The organism is Nocardiopsis coralli, from assembly GCF_014892575.1.
In the GTDB taxonomy this organism is placed as follows: domain Bacteria; phylum Actinomycetota; class Actinomycetes; order Streptosporangiales; family Streptosporangiaceae; genus Nocardiopsis; species Nocardiopsis coralli.
In genome coordinates this window covers 1-16,045 of sequence record NZ_JADBGI010000008.1, presented here as the reverse complement: position 1 = coordinate 16,045, position 16,045 = coordinate 1, and the positions used below count along the sequence as shown (strand labels likewise).

The following is a 16,045-nucleotide window of genomic DNA, read 5'->3' as shown; positions in this document are numbered from 1 at the left end:
ACCGATGAGGCGGCCACACCCGCTTCCCGACCCTGATAGCAGGAACACCCCGACGACCCCGGTCACAGCCGCTCCGGGCCCGCCCGGACGGGGACCAGGGATCCTGCCGTCGGCGCCGGCACGCCGCACGGAACTCATCGACTCACTCCCACCCCCAGGTGAGGTTCTGCATGTTCCACAGACCGTTACTACGACTGGGCGCGCTGGTGTCCGGCGTCGCGTTGGCCATGGGGCTGACCGCGCCCGTGGCGCACGCGCAGGAGGAGAACGAGCAGGACTCGTTCAACGTCCTGATCTTCTCCAAGACCGCCGGCTTCCGGCACGACTCGATCCCGTACGGCGTCTCCCTCATCGAGGAGCTGGCCGACGAACACGGGTTCACCACCGAGCACACCGAGGACTCCTCCGTCTTCAACGAGGAGGACCTGGCCGAGTTCGACGCCGTCGTCTGGCTCTCGACCACCGGTGACGTGCTCAACGAGGACGAACAGGCCGCCTTCGAGAGCTACGTCCAGGACGGCGGCGGGTTCACCGGTGTGCACGCCGCCTCCGACACCCACTACGACTGGGAGTGGTACGGCGATCTCGTCGGTGCCTACTTCGCCAGCCACCCGCCCGGCACTCAGGACGCCGAGGTGATGGTCAACGACCGTGTGCACCCCTCCACGGAAGGCCTGCCGGCCCTGTGGGAGCGCCACGACGAGTGGTACGACTTCGACCTGTCCCCGCGCGGCGACGTACACGTGCTGGCGGGGCTGGACGAGGAGTCCTACGAGGACGAGGTCGACCCGGCCGGCCAGATGGGCTGGGACCACCCCATCGCCTGGTGTCAGGAGTTCGACGGCGGCCGGTCCTGGTACACCGGCGGCGGCCACACCATCGAGTCCTTCTCCGAACCGGAGTTCGCCGACCACCTGCTCGGCGGCATCCAGTGGGCGGCCGGCGATGCCGAGGGCGACTGCGGCGCCACCCAGTGGGACAACTTCGAGAAGGTCACGCTGGCCCAGGGCGAGGAGCAGATGGGCGAGCCCATGGGTCTGGCGGTCCTGCCGGACGGGCGTGCCCTGCACAGCGCGCGCGACGGCGAGGTCGGCCTGTGGGACCCCGAGACCTACGCCACCGAGACCATCGCCGAGATCCCGGTCTACAACCACGACGAGGACGGGCTCCAGGGCGTGGCCGTGGACCCGGACTTCGAGGAGAACGGCTGGGTCTACACCTATTACGCGCCGGTGATCGACGATGTCCCGGGGGGTGAGGCGCCCTCGGACGGCGATCCCGAGGAGTTCGAACCCTACGAGGCGCACAACAACCTCTCCCGGTTCCAGCTGGTCGACGGCGAGGACGGACCGACCCTCGACCTGGACAGCGAGGAGGTGATCCTCGAGGTCGAGGCCAGCCGCGGCATGTGCTGCCACGTGGGCGGTGACATCGACTTCGACGCCGACGGCAACCTGTACCTGTCCACCGGCGACGACACCAGCGCGTTCGACTCCGACGGGTACACGCCCATCGACGAGCGCGAGTCCCGCAACCCGGCCTTCGACGCCCAGCGCAGCTCCGGCAACACCAACGACCTGCGCGGCAAGCTGATCAGGATCGACGTCAACGAGGACGGCAGTTACGAGATCCCCGACGGCAACCTCTTCCCGACCGAGGAGTACGGCGACGAGGACACCCGCCCGGAGATCTTCGCGATGGGTCTGCGCAACCCGTTCCGGTTCTCCGTCGACCAGGAGGACGGCACCGTCTACCTGGGCGACTACGGCCCGGACGCCATCGAGGAGGACCCCGACCGCGGTCCGAAGAACACGGTGACCTGGCACGCGCTCGACGAGCCGGCCAACATCGGGTGGCCGTACTGCATCGGCAACAACTTCCCCTACGTCGACTACGACTTCGAGGAGGAGGCCTCCGGGGAGCCCTTCGACTGCGACGCCCCGGTCAACGACTCCCCGCGCAACACCGGGCTGACCGACCTGCCCCCGGTCACCCCCGCGATGATCTACTACGACTACGACGAGTCCGAGGAGTTCCCGCACCTGGGCGAGGGTTCCGGTTCCCCGATGGGCGGCCCGGCCTACCACTACGACCCCGAGCTGGAGTCGGACACCGCGTGGCCCGAGTACTACGACGGCATCCCGCTGATGTACGAGTGGGACCGCAAGTGGATCAAGCAGATCCACCGCGACGACGAGGGCGAGCTCCTCGACATCACCGAGACGGTCGACGACATCGAGCTGGCCAACCCCATGGACATGGAGTTCGGCCCGGACGGTTCGCTGTACGTGCTGGAGTACGGCTCCGGCTACTTCGGCGGCGCACCGGACTCGGCGATCTCGCGCATCGACTACACGGGCTCGGGCGACACCCCCGTCGCCGACCTGGAGAGCAGTGCCAACTCCGGCCCGGTCCCCCTGGAGGTCGAGTTCTCCGCCGAAGGGTCCGAGCACCCCGGCGGGCTGGACATGACCTACGAGTGGGACTTCGGTGACGGCACCACCTCCGACGAGGTCGCACCCACCCACACCTTCGAGGAGGAGGGCCAGTACACGGTCGTGCTGACCGTGACCGACGAGGAGGGCGCCACCGGCGTCGCCACCACGAGCGTGACCGCCGGCAACAGCCAACCCGACGTCTCCTTCGACACCCCGCAGGACGGCCAGTACTTCCACTGGGGTGACGAGATCCCGTTCGAGGCAGCGGTGGACGACGCCGAGGACGGCTCGATCGGCGACGGCGTCGAGTGCGACGACGTCGAGGTCACCTCGTCGCTGGGCCACGACGACCACGCGCACCCGTGGACCCAGTACGACTCCTGCGAAGGGGTCACCGAGACCGAGACCGACGGCGGCCACGGGCACGACATGAACATCTTCTGGGTGCTCCAGGCCGAGTACACCGACTCCGGTGCCGGGGACGCTCCCCCGCTCACCGGGTCCGACGGGCTGCGCCTGAACCCGGCGCGGACCCAGGCGCAGTACTTCTCCGACAGCGAGAACGTCACGACCGAGACCACCGAGGACGACGAGGGCGGCCTGGTCAACCTGACCGGGATCCAGGACGGCAGCTGGACCTCCTACGACCCGGTCAGCTTCTCCGGTGTGGAGGAGATGGAGTTCCGGGTGGCCTCCAGCGGCTCCGGCGGCACCATCGAGGCGCGCCAGGACTCCCCCGACGGGGACGTGCTGGGCACCGTCGACGTGGAGTCGACCGGCGGCGGCCAGGACTGGGAGACCGTCACGATGCCGGTCGATGACCCCGGGGAGACCTTCGAGCTGCACCTGGTCTTCAGCGGGGACGACCCCGGTGAGGAGGGCCTGTTCAACCTCAACCACTTCGAGGCCGTCATCGAGGGCCACGAGCCCCCGGAGGAGGACCCCGAGGAGGGTCCCGAGACCGAGCTGGCCAACCCGGAGGACGGCGCGTCCTTCGAGGCCGGCGAGGACGTCCCGCTGGCCGCGGAGGTCACCGACCACGGTGACGCGGGTGTCGAGGAGGTCGAGTTCCTCGTCGACGACGAGGTCGTGGCCACCGCCGACGAGTCCCCCTACGAGGCGGTCTGGACCGAACCGGAGGAGGGCGAGTACTCCGTGAGCGCCGTGGCCACCGACGGCGACGGCAACACCGGAAGCTCCTCGTCGGCCACCGTCACGGTCGAGGAGGGCGCCACCGAACCGGAGGAGCCCGCCGACTGCACGCCGCCCGAGGTGGACGACGGTTACACCGAGCTGTGGGACGGCGAGTCCCTCGACGGGTGGAACCAGGCCGGTCCGGGCGGCTTCGAGGTCGTCGAGGACGACGAACACTGCTCGCTGCAGACCGACGGCGGCATGGGGCTGCTCTGGCACGAGACGGAGCTCGACTCCTACCGCCTGAAGCTCGACTTCCTGACCCCGGACGAGCAGGACAACTCCGGTGTCTTCGTCGGCTTCCCCGACCCCGACGACGACCCGTGGGTGGCCGTCGACGAGGGCTACGAGATCCAGATCGACCCCTACGGCGCCCCGGACGGGGAGCCGATCACCCAGACCGGGGCGGTCTACCAGTTCCAGGCGGCCGACTCCCACCCGGCGGAGATCGGTGAGTGGAACACGATGGAGATCGAGGTCGACGACCCCGTGATCCGGGTGTGGATCAACGGCGAGCTGGTCAACGAGTTCGAGAGCGAGGCCCCCGACCGGGACCTGGCCTCGGGCCACATCGGACTGCAGAACCACGGTGACGAGGACGAGGTCCGCTTCCGTGACGTGCAGGTCCAGGAACTGCAGGAGTAACGACCGAACGGGCGGGGCCGGTGCACGCCGGCCCCGCCCCCATCCCCCGTTCCCCGTTCCCGGCCCCCAGGAGGAGGTGTCACGGTGCCCACCGAGAAGAGGCGGTCCACGCCCGACACGACGGAGGAGGTCTCCCCAACGCCCGCCGGACGGTCCGCCTGGTGGCTGACGGGCGGGGCGATCGTGGCCGTCGGAGCGATCGTGGCCGCGGTCGTCTTCTACTTCACCGGCGACGACACGGTCACCCCGGACGCCGGACGGGTCGCAGAGCTCGAGGCCTCGGCCGGCGAACGCGACCTGGAGCAGGTCGAGGAGCTGGTGCACCACACGCGCGCGGCGCACGAGGAGCTGCTCCCGCTGGTGGAGTCGCTCGACGAGGTCGTGCCCGCGGACGGTTCGGAGCCCGGGCGCGAGGACCCCGGTTCCGACGAGCTCGAGGGCTGGGTCGGGATCGCCGAGGAGGCCGTCGGGCACTTCGAGGACGTGCCCTCGGGCGAGACCGACTACAACATCGCCCACGCCGGGCTGGCCAACTCCGTCGACCTGCTCGGGTCCTCGGTGACGGCCTACGCCAACGCGCTGGAGGCCGAGGACGAGGCCCTGCGCGAGGAGATGACCGAGCTCGCCGGCGACCTGCGCACCCAGGCGGTGCGCTCCTGGTCGGTGGCGGCGACCCAACTGGACGTGCTGAGCATCGACGCAGGCCACGGCCACGTCCATCTCTATCTGCCCGCGGCGCCCGGAAGCGGCGCCCTGGAACCCGATCCCGCCGAGGACGGCGACGAGGCCGTCGAGGGCGGGGGCCACGACCACTGAGCACCGGCCCCGGGGCGCGGACCGTGCCCCGGGGCCCTCACGAGGAGGGACCACAGATGGGGCGGACAGGTGTCTGGCTGCTCGGGGCACGCGGATCGGTCGCCACGACCGCGGTCCTGGGCGCTTTTGCGGTGCGGGAGGGTTCGGCCGCGCCGACGGGGTGCGTGACCGCGCGCCCGGAGTTCGAGGGTGCGGGGTTGCCCGGGCTCGAGGAGCTGGTCTTCGGCGGGCACGACCTGTCCGACGTCCGTCTGTGCAAGACCGCCGAGCGGTTGGCCCGTACGGGTGTGCTGCCCGCGCACCTGCCGGGGGCCTTCGCCGACCGGCTGGGCGAGGTGGAGGGTGCGCTGCGTCCGGGGGTCGTCGCGGAGGGCGGCCGGGTCACGCGCGCGGACGTGGACCGGCTGGAGCGCAATCTGCGCGAGTTCGCCGAGCGCGAGGGCCTGGAGCGCACGGTCGTGGTCGACCTGACCAGCACCGAGACGCGCCTGGAGGCCCACCCCGAGCAGGAGGGCCCGGAGGCGTTGGAGGCGGCGCTGGACTCCGGCGGGGCACGCATCCCCGCCAGCTCCGCGTACGCGTACGCGGCCCTGCGCGCGGGGTGTGCGTTCGTGGAGTTCACCCCCAACACCGGTCCGCGGCTTCCCGCGCTGCGGGCGCTGGCCGAGCGGGAGGGCCTGCCGTGGGCGGGGTGCGACGGCAAGACCGGGGAGACGCTGGTCAAGAGCGCGCTCGCCCCGATGTTCGCGGCGCGGGCGCTGCGGGTGCGTTCGTGGTCGTCGGTGAACCTGTTGGGCGGCGGTGACGGGGAGACGCTGGCCGACCCCGAGCACGCGGAGAGCAAGACCGACAGCAAGGCCCGGGGCCTGGAGCACATGCTCGGCCAACCGGTGGAGGGGCCGCTGCACATCGACTTCGTCCCCGACCTGGGGGACGCCAAGACCGCCTGGGACCACGTCTCGTTCGAGGGGTTCCTGGGCGCGCGGATGACGCTCCAGTTCACCTGGGCCGGGCAGGACTCGGCGCTGGCGGCGCCGCTGGTGCTGGACCTGGCCCGGTTGGCCGCGCTCGCCCTGGGTCGTGGGACCACCGGACCCGTCACCGCGCTCGGGTTCTTCTTCAAGGACCCCGCCGACAGCGACGTGCACGGGCTGGTGGAGCAGTGGCAGGCGCTCACCGCCTGGTCCGTACCCGAGGGAGGGGGCACCTGATGTTCCCCGACACGGGTCCCGCATCGGTACCGGTTCATGCGTTCGGCTTCGGAGGAGGGCCATGAGATTCACGGACCTGGCGCGGCTGGTGCGCCTGCCGGCCGCGCTGAGCGTGCCCGGCGACACCCTGGCGGGCGCCGCAGCGGCCGGGCGCCTGGGCAGGCCGGGCACATGGGCGCTGCCCGCCGCCTCGGCCTGTATGTACTGGGCGGGCATGGCCCTGAACGACTACGCCGACCGCGAGCTCGACGCCGTGGAACGCCCCGAACGCCCGATCCCCTCGGGTGCCGTACGTCCCGGCGAGGCCCTCGCGGTCGCGGCGGGGCTCACCGCGGCGGGCGTGGGTGTGGCAGCGGCCGGCGGCGGACGGCACAGCGCCGCGGTGGCGGGCGCCTTGGCCGCAACGGTGTGGGGTTACGACCTGGTGCTGAAACCGACGCGCCTCGCACCGCTCGGCATGGCCGTCAACCGCGGCCTGGACGTGCTCATGGGCGCCGGCGACCGCCCCGGCGCTGCTCTGCGCCCGGCCCTGGTGATGGCCGCGCACACCTACGGGGTGACGGCCCTGAGCAGGGGCGAGGTGTACGGGACCCGCCCATCGGTGGCGGTCGGCGCGCTCGCCTGCACGATGGGCAGCGCCGCCGCGGCGGCCGCCCCGACCGGGCCGGAGCCCTGCACGCGCCGCGGTGCGTGGGGCGAGGTCCTGTCCGGCCTGTACGCGGGTGTGTTCGCCACACAGGTGGGGCGGGCCCAGGCGCGCGCCGTGGCGAAACCGGTCGCCGCGAACGCCGGGGCCGCGACCGGGACCGGGATCCGGGGCATGATCCCGCTCCAGGCCGCGCTGCTCGCGCGTTCGGGCGCCCCGTGCACCGCGACCGGCCTGGTGGTGGGCGCTCCCCTGGCCAAGGCCGCCTCCCGGAAGGTGGCGATCACATGAGGTTCGGTTACGGCACCAACGGGTTCTGGGACCACCGCCTGGACGACGCCCTGGCGATCATCGCCGACCTCGGGTACGAGGGTGTGGCGCTCACCCTCGACCACCCGCACCTGGATCCCTTCGCCGACGACGCCCCGGAGCGCGTCCGCCGCATCGGGGCGCGCCTGTCCGACCTGGGCCTGGCGGTCGTCGTGGAGACCGGGGCCCGCTACCTCATGGACCCGCGCCGCAAGCACGAACCGACCCTGGTCTCGGGCACGGGACGGGAACAGCGCGTGGAACTCCTGCGCCGGGCCGTGCGCATCGGCCACGACCTGGGCGCCGAGGCGGTCTCGTTCTGGTCGGGCATCCTCCCGGCCGGGGTGGGCCCGGACGAGGGCTGGTCCCGGCTGGTCGGCGGGGTCGAGCAGGTCCTCCCCCTGGCCGACGAGCTCGGCGTGGACTGCGCGTTCGAGCCGGAACCGGGCATGTTCGCCGAACGCCTCGAGGACGTGCTCGAGCTCCGGTCCCGCCTGGGTTCCCCGCCCCGGTTCCGGGTCACCGTCGACGTGGGGCACGGGGTCTGCAACGAACCCGACGGCCCCGAGGGCACCGTCCGCCGCGCGGGCGGGCTCATCGCGAATGTGCAGCTCGACGACATGCGCCCGGGCGTGCACGACCACCTGGAGTTCGGCGACGGCGAGATCGACCTGCCCGGGGTCCTGGGCGCCCTGGAGGAGGTCGGCTACCAGGGCCTGGCCTGCGTGGAACTCCCCCGCCACGGCCACGCCGCCCCGCTCGTGGCGGAACGGTCGATGCGCGCCCTCACCGACGCGCTCATGGTCGCCCACGCGCGCCGCACACCGCGCCACGAGGGGGTGATCCGGTGAACGACGGGTTCCTGACCGGCGAGGACGCCCGCCGTGCGCTGGCCGACCTGGTGGCACGGGTCCACGATCAGCCCGACCGGATCGCGGTGCTCTTCCCCGCCGCCGCCCGCCGGGTGTCACGCGGCGCGGGCCCCTCGGGCGACCCCGACGGGGTGCTCGGCCCGACCCTGGAGGACCTCGTGCGCCTCGAGCTCCTGCGCGCCTGCGCGGCGGCGACGGCGCCCGGGCCCTTCGCCGACGAGGTGTCCGACCTCTACCACCACGGGGACTCCGGGGAACGCCGCGCCGTGCTGCGCGGCCTCGGCCTGCTCGACCCCGCCGCCGCACCGCTCGCCCGCGAGCTCATGGCCGACGCCCTGCGCACCAACGACACCCGCCTGGTCGCCGCGGCCGTGGGCGGGCCCGCCGCCGACCTGCTGGATCTCCACGCGTGGCGGCAGGCGGTGCTCAAGTGCCTGTTCACCGGGGTTCCTCTCGCCGGGGTGCGCGGTGTGCCCGAGCGCGTGGACGCGGAGCTCGTGCGCATGTGCGCCGACTACGCGGAGGAACGCGAACGCGCCGGACGGCCGGTGCCCGACGACGTCCACCTGGTCCTGGGGCACTCCCCCGACGACGAGCACACGGAGGCGTGATGCGCATCTTCGACCCGCACATCCACATGACCTCGCGCACGACCGACGACTACCGCGCCATGTACGACGCCGGGGTGCGCGCCCTGGTGGAGCCGGCGTTCTGGTTGGGCCAGCCCCGCACCGGGGTGAGCTCGTTCCGCGACTACTTCGACGGCCTCGTCGGCTGGGAGCGTTTCCGGGCCGAGCGCTTCGGCATCCGCCACCACTGCGCGATCGCCCTCAACCCGAAGGAGGCCAACGACCCGCGGCTGGCAGGGGTGCTCGACCTGCTGCCCCGGTACCTGGCCAAGGACGGGGTCGTCGCGGTCGGCGAGGTCGGCTTCGACTCGCAGACCGCCGAGGAGGAGAAGGCGTTCCGGTACCAGCTGGAACTGGCGCGCGAGTTCGAGCTGCCGGTCCTGGTGCACACCCCGCACCGCGACAAGGCCGCCGGCACCCGCCGCACGCTCGAGCTGGTCGCCGAGTCCGGCCTCGACCCGCGCACCGTGCTGGTCGACCACCTCAACGAGACGACGGTCGGGATGGTGCACGAGTCCGGGTGCACGATGGGTTTCTCCATCTACCCGGACACGAAGATGAGCCCGGACCGCATGGTGCGCATCCTCCAGGAGTGGGGCACCGAGCGCATGATCGTGAACTCGGCGGCCGACTGGGGCCACAGCGATCCGCTCACCACCCTGCGCACCGGCGAGGCGATGCTGGCCGCGGGGTTCTCCGAGGCCGAGGCCGAGCGGGTGCTGTGGGACAACCCGGTGGAGTTCTACGGGCAGAGCGGGCGCCTGGTGCTGGACGAGATCGGGGCCGCGGACGTCTCGGAGACCTTCTCGGGCAACTCGATCCTGCGCGGCCAACCGGACGGGGGTGCGCGGTGAGGTTGCGCCACCGGGACGGGACCGTCGTCCACCTGGGGTACTGCACGAACGTGCACCCGGCCGAGGACCTCGACGGGGTGCTGCGCCAGATCCGGGTGTTCGGCGGCGGGGTGCGCGAGCGCCTGGGCGCCGACCGCCTCGGGCTCGGGTTGTGGCTGCCGGCCCCGCTGGCCCGGGAGCTCGCGGACGACCCCGCGCTGGTCGACCGGCTCCGTGCGGGGCTGGACGAGGCCGGGCTCGAGACGGTGACCCTCAACGCGTTCCCCTACCGCGGGTTCCAGGACCCGGTGGTCAAGCACCGCGTCTACCACCCGGACTGGACCGAGCGGGCGCGCCTGGACTACACGGTCGACTGCGCCCGGGTCCTGGCCCGCCTCATGCCCGACGACGCCGCGCGCGGGAGTGTGTCGAGCCTGCCCCTGGCCTGGCGCGAACCCTGGGACCCGGGGCGCCTGGACCGCGCCCGGCGCCACCTGGTCGAGCTCGCCGGTGTGCTGGCCGAACTCGACGAACAGGGCACCCCCGTCCGGGTGGGGCTGGAACCGGAACCGGGGTGCGTGGTCGAGACGACCAGGGACGCCGCCCGCCTGCTGTCAGGGCTGCCCCCGCAGCTGGGCGTGTGCCTGGACACCTGCCACACCGCGACCGGGTTCGAGGAGGCCGGGCCCGCCCTGGACCGGCTCGCCGAAGCGGGGCTCCCGGTGGTCAAGACGCAGGCCTCCGCCGCCGTCGAGGTGCCGGACCCGCGCGACCCGCACGCACGGGAGGCGCTGTCCGACTTCGCCGAGGACCGGTTCCTGCACCAGACACGCGAGCTCGTGGGCGTGCGGGCGCGCGGGCGCGACGACCTGCCCGAGGCGCTGGCCGGCCCCTACCCGCTGCCGGCGCGGGGACCGTGGCGCACCCACTTCCACGTGCCGTTGCACGCCGAGGCCCGGCCGCCGCTGCGCATCACCCACGGGCACCTCACCGACGTGCTCGGCCGCCTCTTCGGGGGCGAACGGGCGCTGACCGACCACGTGGAGGTGGAGACCTACACCTGGTCGGTGCTGCCGGAGGACCGCCGCCCCGCCGACGAGCAGGCCCTCGTGTCCGGGATCGCCGCCGAGGTCGCCTGGGCCCGCGACCGCCTCACCGAACTGGGTCTGGAGCCCGTGTGAGCACCGACGCCGCCCCCGACGGAAGGGATGCCATGTCCTCAGCCGAACCCCGCCTGCTCGTGGTCGACGCGGTCGGGCTCACCCCCAACCTCCTGCAGCACGCGCCCCGGCTGCGCGCCCTGGCCGAGCGCGGGTGGCAGGCCCCGCTGGACACAGTGCTGCCCGCGGTGACCTGCACCGTGCAGTCCACGTTCCTGACCGGGCGCACCCCGGCCGGGCACGGCGCCGTCGCCAACGGGTGGTTCTTCCGCGACCTGGGCGAGGTGTACCTGTGGCGCCAGCACAACCGGCTCGTGCAGGGCGAGAAGGTCTGGGAGACCGCGCGCCGCCACCGGCCGGGGCTGAAAGTGGCCAACGTGTGCTGGTGGTACGCGATGGGCGCCACCACGGACTGGACCATCACCCCGCGGCCGATCTACCACGCGGACGGGCGCAAGTCCCCGGACTGTTACACCCGCCCGCCCGAACTGCACGACGAGCTCACCGAGGAGCTGGGCCCGTTCCCGCTGTTCAACTACTGGGGACCGACCGCCTCGCTGGCCTCCACCGAGTGGATCGTCGCGGCCACCCGCCGGCTCATGCCGCGCGCCGACCTGACGCTGTGCTACGTCCCGCACCTGGACTACGACCTGCAGCGCCACGGCCCCGATTCCCCGCAGGCCCGCAAGGCCGCGCGGGACATGGACGCCGCGCTCGCACCGCTCCTCGACGACGCCGAGGCCGCCGGGGTTCGGGTCGTGGTGCTCAGCGAGTACGGCATCACCCCCGCCACGACCCCGGTGGACGTCAACCGGGAGCTGCGCCGGGCGGGGCTGCTGGAGGTCTACACCCAGGCCGGCATGGAGTACCTCGACCCGTGGGCCTCGCGCGCCTTCGCCGTCAGCGACCACCAGTGTTCCCACGTCTACGTGCGCGACGAGCAGGACGTGCCCGCGGTCGCCGGGCTCCTGGAACGCCTCGAGGGCGTGGACCTGGTCCTGGACGAGAAGGGGCAGGCCGAGCACGGCCTGGACCACGAGCGTTCCGGCGAGCTGACCCTGGTGGCCGAGCCGGGCGCGTGGTTCACCTACTACTACTGGCTCGACGACGCACGTGCCCCGGACTTCGCACGCGGGGTCGACATCCACCGCAAGCCCGGCTTCGACCCGGCCGAGCTCTTCCTCGACCCGAAGGACCGGCTGGTCAAGGCCCGGGCCGCCGCCAACCTGGCCCGCAAGAAGGCCGGGCTGCGCTACACGATGAACGTCGTCCCCCTGGACCCGTCGCCGGTGCGCGGGACCCACGGGCGCCGCACCGAGGACCCCGACGACGGTCCTCTCCTGATCTGCACCGACCCCGGGTCCGCCCGGGACACCATCGCCGCCACCGAGGTGCGCGACCTCCTGCTCGGCCTCGTCGGGGTGCCGGACCCGGCGGGGCCGACCCCCTCCTGAGCCGGCACCGGCCACACACCCCCCATCGACCCCGGAGGTCACGATGACCCGACCCGTCACCCTGTTCACCGGCCAGTGGGCCGACCTGCCGTTCGAGGAGGTGTGCTCGCTCGCGTCCTCGTGGGGTTACGACGGCCTGGAGATCGCCTGTTGGGGCGATCACCTCGACGTCACCCGCGCGGCCGTGGACGACGACTACGTGCGCGACCGCCTCGACATCCTGAAGCGCCACGGCCTGGGTGTGTGGGCGATCTCCAACCACATGGTGGGCCAGGCGGTCTGCGACGACCCGATCGACCACCGGCACAAGAACATCCTGCCCTCGCGCCTGTGGGGCGACGGCGATCCCGAGGGCGTGCGGCAGCGCGCGGCCGAGGAGATGCGCACGACCGCGCGCGCCGCCGCGAAGCTGGGTGTGGACACCGTCGTCGGGTTCTCCGGCTCGGCCAACTGGAAGTACGTGGCGATGTTCCCGCCGGTGGGCGCCGACGTCATCGAGGCGGGCTACCGGGACTTCGCCGACCGGTGGAACCCGATCCTGGACGTGTTCGAGGAGGTCGGGGTGCGGTTCGCCCTGGAGGTGCACCCCTCGGAGATCGCCTACGACTTCTGGACCGCCCAGGCCGCGCTGGAGGCGGTCGGGCACCGGCCCTCCTTCGGGCTCAACTGGGACCCCAGCCACATGGTGTGGCAGGACGTCGACCCGGTCGGGTTCCTGTACGACTTCCGCGACCGCATCTACCACGTGGACTGCAAGGACGCCCGGATGCGGACCGGGGGCGGGCGCAACGCGCGCCTCGGGTCTCACCTGCCGTGGGGCGACCCGCGCCGGGGATGGGACTTCGTGTCGACGGGGCGCGGGGACGTGCCGTGGGAGGCGTGCTTCCGGGTGCTGAACTCGATCGGCTACGAGGGCCCGATCTCGGTGGAGTGGGAGGACCCGGGGATGGACCGGCTCACCGGCGCGGCCGAGGCGGTGCGGTTCGTGCGCGCGAACATGTTCGACCCGCCCGAGGCCTCCTTCGACGCGGCGTTCTCCTCCGACTGACGCCGGAGGGCGGGCCGTCGGGGGCGGCCCGCCCGGGTCGCGGGGCGGGCCGCACGGCGGGGTATCGGCGCCCTCACATCATGGGCGCGATGACCACGCGGTAGCGCTCCCCGTCCCCGACCGTGACGTCCTGGCGGAAGTCGTTGACCCGGTTGACGGAGCTCTGCACGTCCTCGTCGGAGACGGCCTCGCCCCCCGCCCCGGGCGAGAGCTCCGGCAGGAGCCCGCGCACGGCACGGACCGCTTCGTCCACGGACAGCGCGGTCTCGTGCCGGACGGGGGTGATCCGCCGGTTATCCACGCGGCTGATGGCGATCCGGAACATACCGGTCTCCCTGAGGGGTTGGGGGTCGTCACCGGCATTCTGCCTCACCGCCCCGAACCGTAGGAGCCGATCGCGCTCCGGTTGTGTGCCGGGATCCGGACAACTTGTCCCGGGCCAGGACCGTTTCCTGCCTTGACGCGTTCGTGTATCGGCGGCGCCGACAAGACGAGGACCGCCTGGATCGTTGATGAGGGTGTGCGTTGCGGGTTCGGGGGTTCGGGGGTTCGGGGGTGGAGTGGGCTAGGACGCTGGTTGTGCTGTGGGGATGGGGTCGGGGGTTCTGGGGGGTGGGGCGGGTGTTCTGTGGTGTTGCCTCGGGGGTGGTGGTTCGTCGGGGCCGGATCATAGCCCGGCCGGGCCTTCCCGCAACCCACGTCGGCGCCACCCCCGGCCCTTTCTCTGAGTGGTGATGGTGGCGGGTGGGGTGGTGGGTTGAGCACGGCGCCTCGGGGTGTGCGTTCCGGCCCTGTTCGCCGGGCTGACCCGACCCGCATCGACGAACCACCCGCTCCCCCGAGGCCCCCTGGCAGCAGCCAAAAGAACGGTGGGCAGAGCTGACGGCAACTACCTCACCCCCTGGGGTACTTCATTGCGGTCAACGGTCCAGGTGTGGGGGTGGTGGCTCGCTCCTGCGACAGCAACGGCACAGGCACGGCACGCCCCGCACACTCCCGGCAGGGCATTGAGTCCCGGGGTGGCAGGTGTGCGGGTGTCCTCCGGGCCCCGGCACTCCCGGCAGGGCATTGAGTGTCGGGGGTGGCACGTGTGTGGATGGGCCCGGGCCTCGCGCACTCCCGGCGGGGCATTGAGTCTCAGGGGTGACACGTGTGCGGGTGAGTCCCGGGTGGACCTGGTCTGGGCGGTCCGCCCCTGGTTGCGTGGCGCTGGTGGGTCCGGTGGGGCAGGTGTCCGGGTCTGTGGCGTTGTTAATGCTCATTTAGGCACTGACAACGTTTTCCGGTGCTCAATTGGGCACTATCAACCGCTGGGAAGGGCCGCTCGGTCCAGGAGCAGGCTCACGTGCGATCGGGTCGAGTGGGGCCAGAGTGCGGGCCGCCGCCGTGGGTGGGTATGTGTTGGGCCTTCGATGGAGATTCTCCAGAAGCGGTGCCCGGTGCCCGGTGCGTGGTGCCTGGTGCCCGGTGCGTGGTGCCCGGTGCGTGGTGCCTGGTGCCCGGTGCGTGGTGCCTGGTGCCCGGTGCGTGGTGGGCGGTGGGCCGTGGGTCTCGGCGGGGCCGGTTGCGGCAGTCGCCGTCCCAGCGTGCACCACTGGATCCGGTCCTGAAGGTTCTCTGACGGCCAGAGCTGGGCTCGGCAGGGGGATCGGCAGGGGGATCGGGCCTGGGGCGGGCGGCCTGTGGAAGGGGCCTGCTGGTCTAGCCGGTGCCGGTGGTGTCGGTGGTGCCGGTGCCTTCGGCACCCGAGCCGCCGTTGGCGCCTTCGGGACCGCCGGTGGGGTTCTTGCCGTTCGAGCGGCGGTACTTGGCGCGGTTGTGCGTGGAGCACAGGGGCTGGAGGTTGGTGGCCTTGGTTTCGCCGCCGTGGGTGAACTCGGTGATGTGGTCGGCCTCGCACTGCGAGACCGGCACGTCGCACCCACCCGACCATGCGCAGGTGGTGTGCCCGGCGAAGGCGGCGGTGCGCAGGTAACCGGGCGCCAGGCGGTGGGCGCGGCCCAGGTCCAGGGGCAGGCCGGTGCGGTCGTCGAAGATCAACCGGCGGATCTGGGCGGTGGGCAACATGGCGCGCACCGCCGACAGGGCGAGCACGTTGCCGTCCTCGGTCACCGCCAACCCGGAAGAGACCACCGAGCCGGGGCCACCGGGAGAAACGGGGTTCCCGGAGGAGCCGGGCGGGCCGGTGTTGGTGTTGGTGGCGCCGTCACCGGTGCCGCCGCCGGGGTCGGGGCCCGAGCCCGGCTCGGGGCCGGGGGCGGTGGTCGCCCCGGTGTTCCCGGTTGCCCCGGTGGTGTTGGCGCCACCTGCGGTGGCGGCGCCCGCGGCCCCAGCGGCGCCGGGGTAGGCGACGCCGTCGGCATCGTTGCCGGTGTCGGTCTCGTTCTGGTTCTTGAAGGCGAAGCCGAAGCCGAGCAGCGCCGACAGCGGCACGGTGATGTTGATGACGGCCTTGGTGCCGGGCGGCTGCGAGCAGCCACCACCAGCGGTGGCGCCACCAGTGACAGCGGCAGCGGCAGAGCCGCCAGCGCCATCGGCGTCACCGTCGACAGCGCCGTCGGCGTTGCCGACGGGGCCGGTGCCAGCGTCGGCGGCGGCACCTGCGGTGCCGGTGCCGGTGCCGGTGCCGTTGGTGGTGTCGCCAGCGGCGCCACCCGCGTTGGCGTTGGTGCCGTTGGTGGTGTGGCCGTGGTGGCCGTGTGCGAACCCGGCCGCGGAGATCAGGGCGTCGTAGGTACGCGCGTAGCGCGAAGTCACCGACTCACCCGCAGGGATCAGGCCGAGGTCGGC

Annotated in this window: 12 protein-coding genes; 10 read left to right on the top strand and 2 right to left on the bottom strand. The window is 72.5% G+C overall.

Going from position 1 to position 16,045, the window contains the following annotated elements; all coding sequences use genetic code 11:
- The first annotated feature begins 170 nt into the window (after positions 1–170).
- The 10 genes from IDM40_RS10565 (at position 171) to IDM40_RS10520 (ending at position 13,255) form a co-directional block, all read left to right on the top strand.
- A complete protein-coding gene (locus IDM40_RS10565) occupies positions 171–4,277 on the top strand; it encodes a ThuA domain-containing protein (RefSeq protein ID WP_216630618.1) in 4,107 nt (1,368 codons plus the stop codon).
- Positions 4,278–4,361: 84 nt separating this feature from the next.
- Positions 4,362–5,093, top strand: a complete 732-nt coding sequence (locus tag IDM40_RS10560; protein WP_193121780.1) for a hypothetical protein — start codon at positions 4,362–4,364, stop codon at positions 5,091–5,093.
- A 56-nt stretch (positions 5,094–5,149) separates the two neighbouring features.
- Positions 5,150–6,304, top strand: coding sequence for an inositol-3-phosphate synthase (locus tag IDM40_RS10555; RefSeq protein WP_193121779.1), 1,155 nt, complete (start codon positions 5,150–5,152; stop codon positions 6,302–6,304).
- A gap of 61 nt (positions 6,305–6,365) precedes the next feature.
- A complete protein-coding gene (locus IDM40_RS10550) occupies positions 6,366–7,241 on the top strand; it encodes an SCO3242 family prenyltransferase (RefSeq protein WP_193121778.1) in 876 nt (291 codons plus the stop codon).
- Complete coding sequence (locus tag IDM40_RS10545; RefSeq protein ID WP_193121777.1) at positions 7,238–8,110, top strand: sugar phosphate isomerase/epimerase family protein; 873 nt, start codon at positions 7,238–7,240, stop codon at positions 8,108–8,110. Before IDM40_RS10550 ends, IDM40_RS10545 begins: the two co-directional genes overlap by 4 nt.
- Positions 8,107–8,742, top strand: coding sequence for an EboA domain-containing protein (locus tag IDM40_RS10540; protein WP_328806987.1), 636 nt, complete (start codon positions 8,107–8,109; stop codon positions 8,740–8,742). The genes IDM40_RS10545 and IDM40_RS10540 overlap by 4 nt, the downstream gene beginning before the upstream one ends.
- Positions 8,742–9,614, top strand: coding sequence for a TatD family hydrolase (locus IDM40_RS10535; RefSeq protein ID WP_193121776.1), 873 nt, complete (start codon positions 8,742–8,744; stop codon positions 9,612–9,614). The genes IDM40_RS10540 and IDM40_RS10535 overlap by 1 nt, the downstream gene beginning before the upstream one ends.
- Positions 9,611–10,774: a metabolite traffic protein EboE gene (eboE, locus tag IDM40_RS10530; protein WP_193121775.1), complete on the top strand. Its 1,164-nt coding sequence runs from the start codon at positions 9,611–9,613 to the stop codon at positions 10,772–10,774. The genes IDM40_RS10535 and eboE overlap by 4 nt, the downstream gene beginning before the upstream one ends.
- A 32-nt stretch (positions 10,775–10,806) precedes the next feature.
- The gene (locus IDM40_RS10525; protein WP_193121774.1) at positions 10,807–12,207 is read left to right on the top strand and encodes an alkaline phosphatase family protein; all 1,401 of its coding nucleotides are present in this window, start codon (positions 10,807–10,809) and stop codon (positions 12,205–12,207) included.
- Between the two features lie 43 nt (positions 12,208–12,250).
- The gene (locus IDM40_RS10520) at positions 12,251–13,255 is read left to right on the top strand and encodes a sugar phosphate isomerase/epimerase family protein (protein WP_193121773.1); all 1,005 of its coding nucleotides are present in this window, start codon (positions 12,251–12,253) and stop codon (positions 13,253–13,255) included.
- A 73-nt stretch (positions 13,256–13,328) separates the two neighbouring features.
- Here the strand turns inward: IDM40_RS10520 and IDM40_RS10515 are convergent, their stop codons facing one another.
- Both IDM40_RS10515 and IDM40_RS28100 read right to left on the bottom strand, forming a co-directional pair.
- Complete coding sequence (locus IDM40_RS10515) at positions 13,329–13,580, bottom strand: hypothetical protein (RefSeq protein WP_193121987.1); 252 nt, start codon at positions 13,578–13,580, stop codon at positions 13,329–13,331.
- A 1,376-nt stretch (positions 13,581–14,956) separates the two neighbouring features.
- Positions 14,957–16,045 (bottom strand): HNH endonuclease signature motif containing protein (locus IDM40_RS28100; protein WP_407939957.1); only part of this gene is annotated, 1,089 nt, incomplete at its 5' end.

Excerpts from the sequence above, each read along its gene's own strand:
- IDM40_RS10565 (WP_216630618.1), top strand. The coding sequence starts at position 171 with ATGTTCCACAGACCGTTACTACGACTGGGCGCGCTGGTGTCCGGCGTC.
- IDM40_RS10555 (WP_193121779.1), top strand. The coding sequence starts at position 5,150 with ATGGGGCGGACAGGTGTCTGGCTGCTCGGGGCACGCGGATCGGTCGCC.
- IDM40_RS10550 (WP_193121778.1), top strand. The coding sequence starts at position 6,366 with ATGAGATTCACGGACCTGGCGCGGCTGGTGCGCCTGCCGGCCGCGCTG.
- IDM40_RS10545 (WP_193121777.1), top strand. The coding sequence starts at position 7,238 with ATGAGGTTCGGTTACGGCACCAACGGGTTCTGGGACCACCGCCTGGAC.
- IDM40_RS10535 (WP_193121776.1), top strand. The coding sequence starts at position 8,742 with ATGCGCATCTTCGACCCGCACATCCACATGACCTCGCGCACGACCGAC.
- IDM40_RS10525 (WP_193121774.1), top strand. The coding sequence starts at position 10,807 with ATGTCCTCAGCCGAACCCCGCCTGCTCGTGGTCGACGCGGTCGGGCTC.
- IDM40_RS10520 (WP_193121773.1), top strand. The coding sequence starts at position 12,251 with ATGACCCGACCCGTCACCCTGTTCACCGGCCAGTGGGCCGACCTGCCG.
- IDM40_RS10515 (WP_193121987.1), bottom strand. The coding sequence starts at position 13,580 with ATGTTCCGGATCGCCATCAGCCGCGTGGATAACCGGCGGATCACCCCC.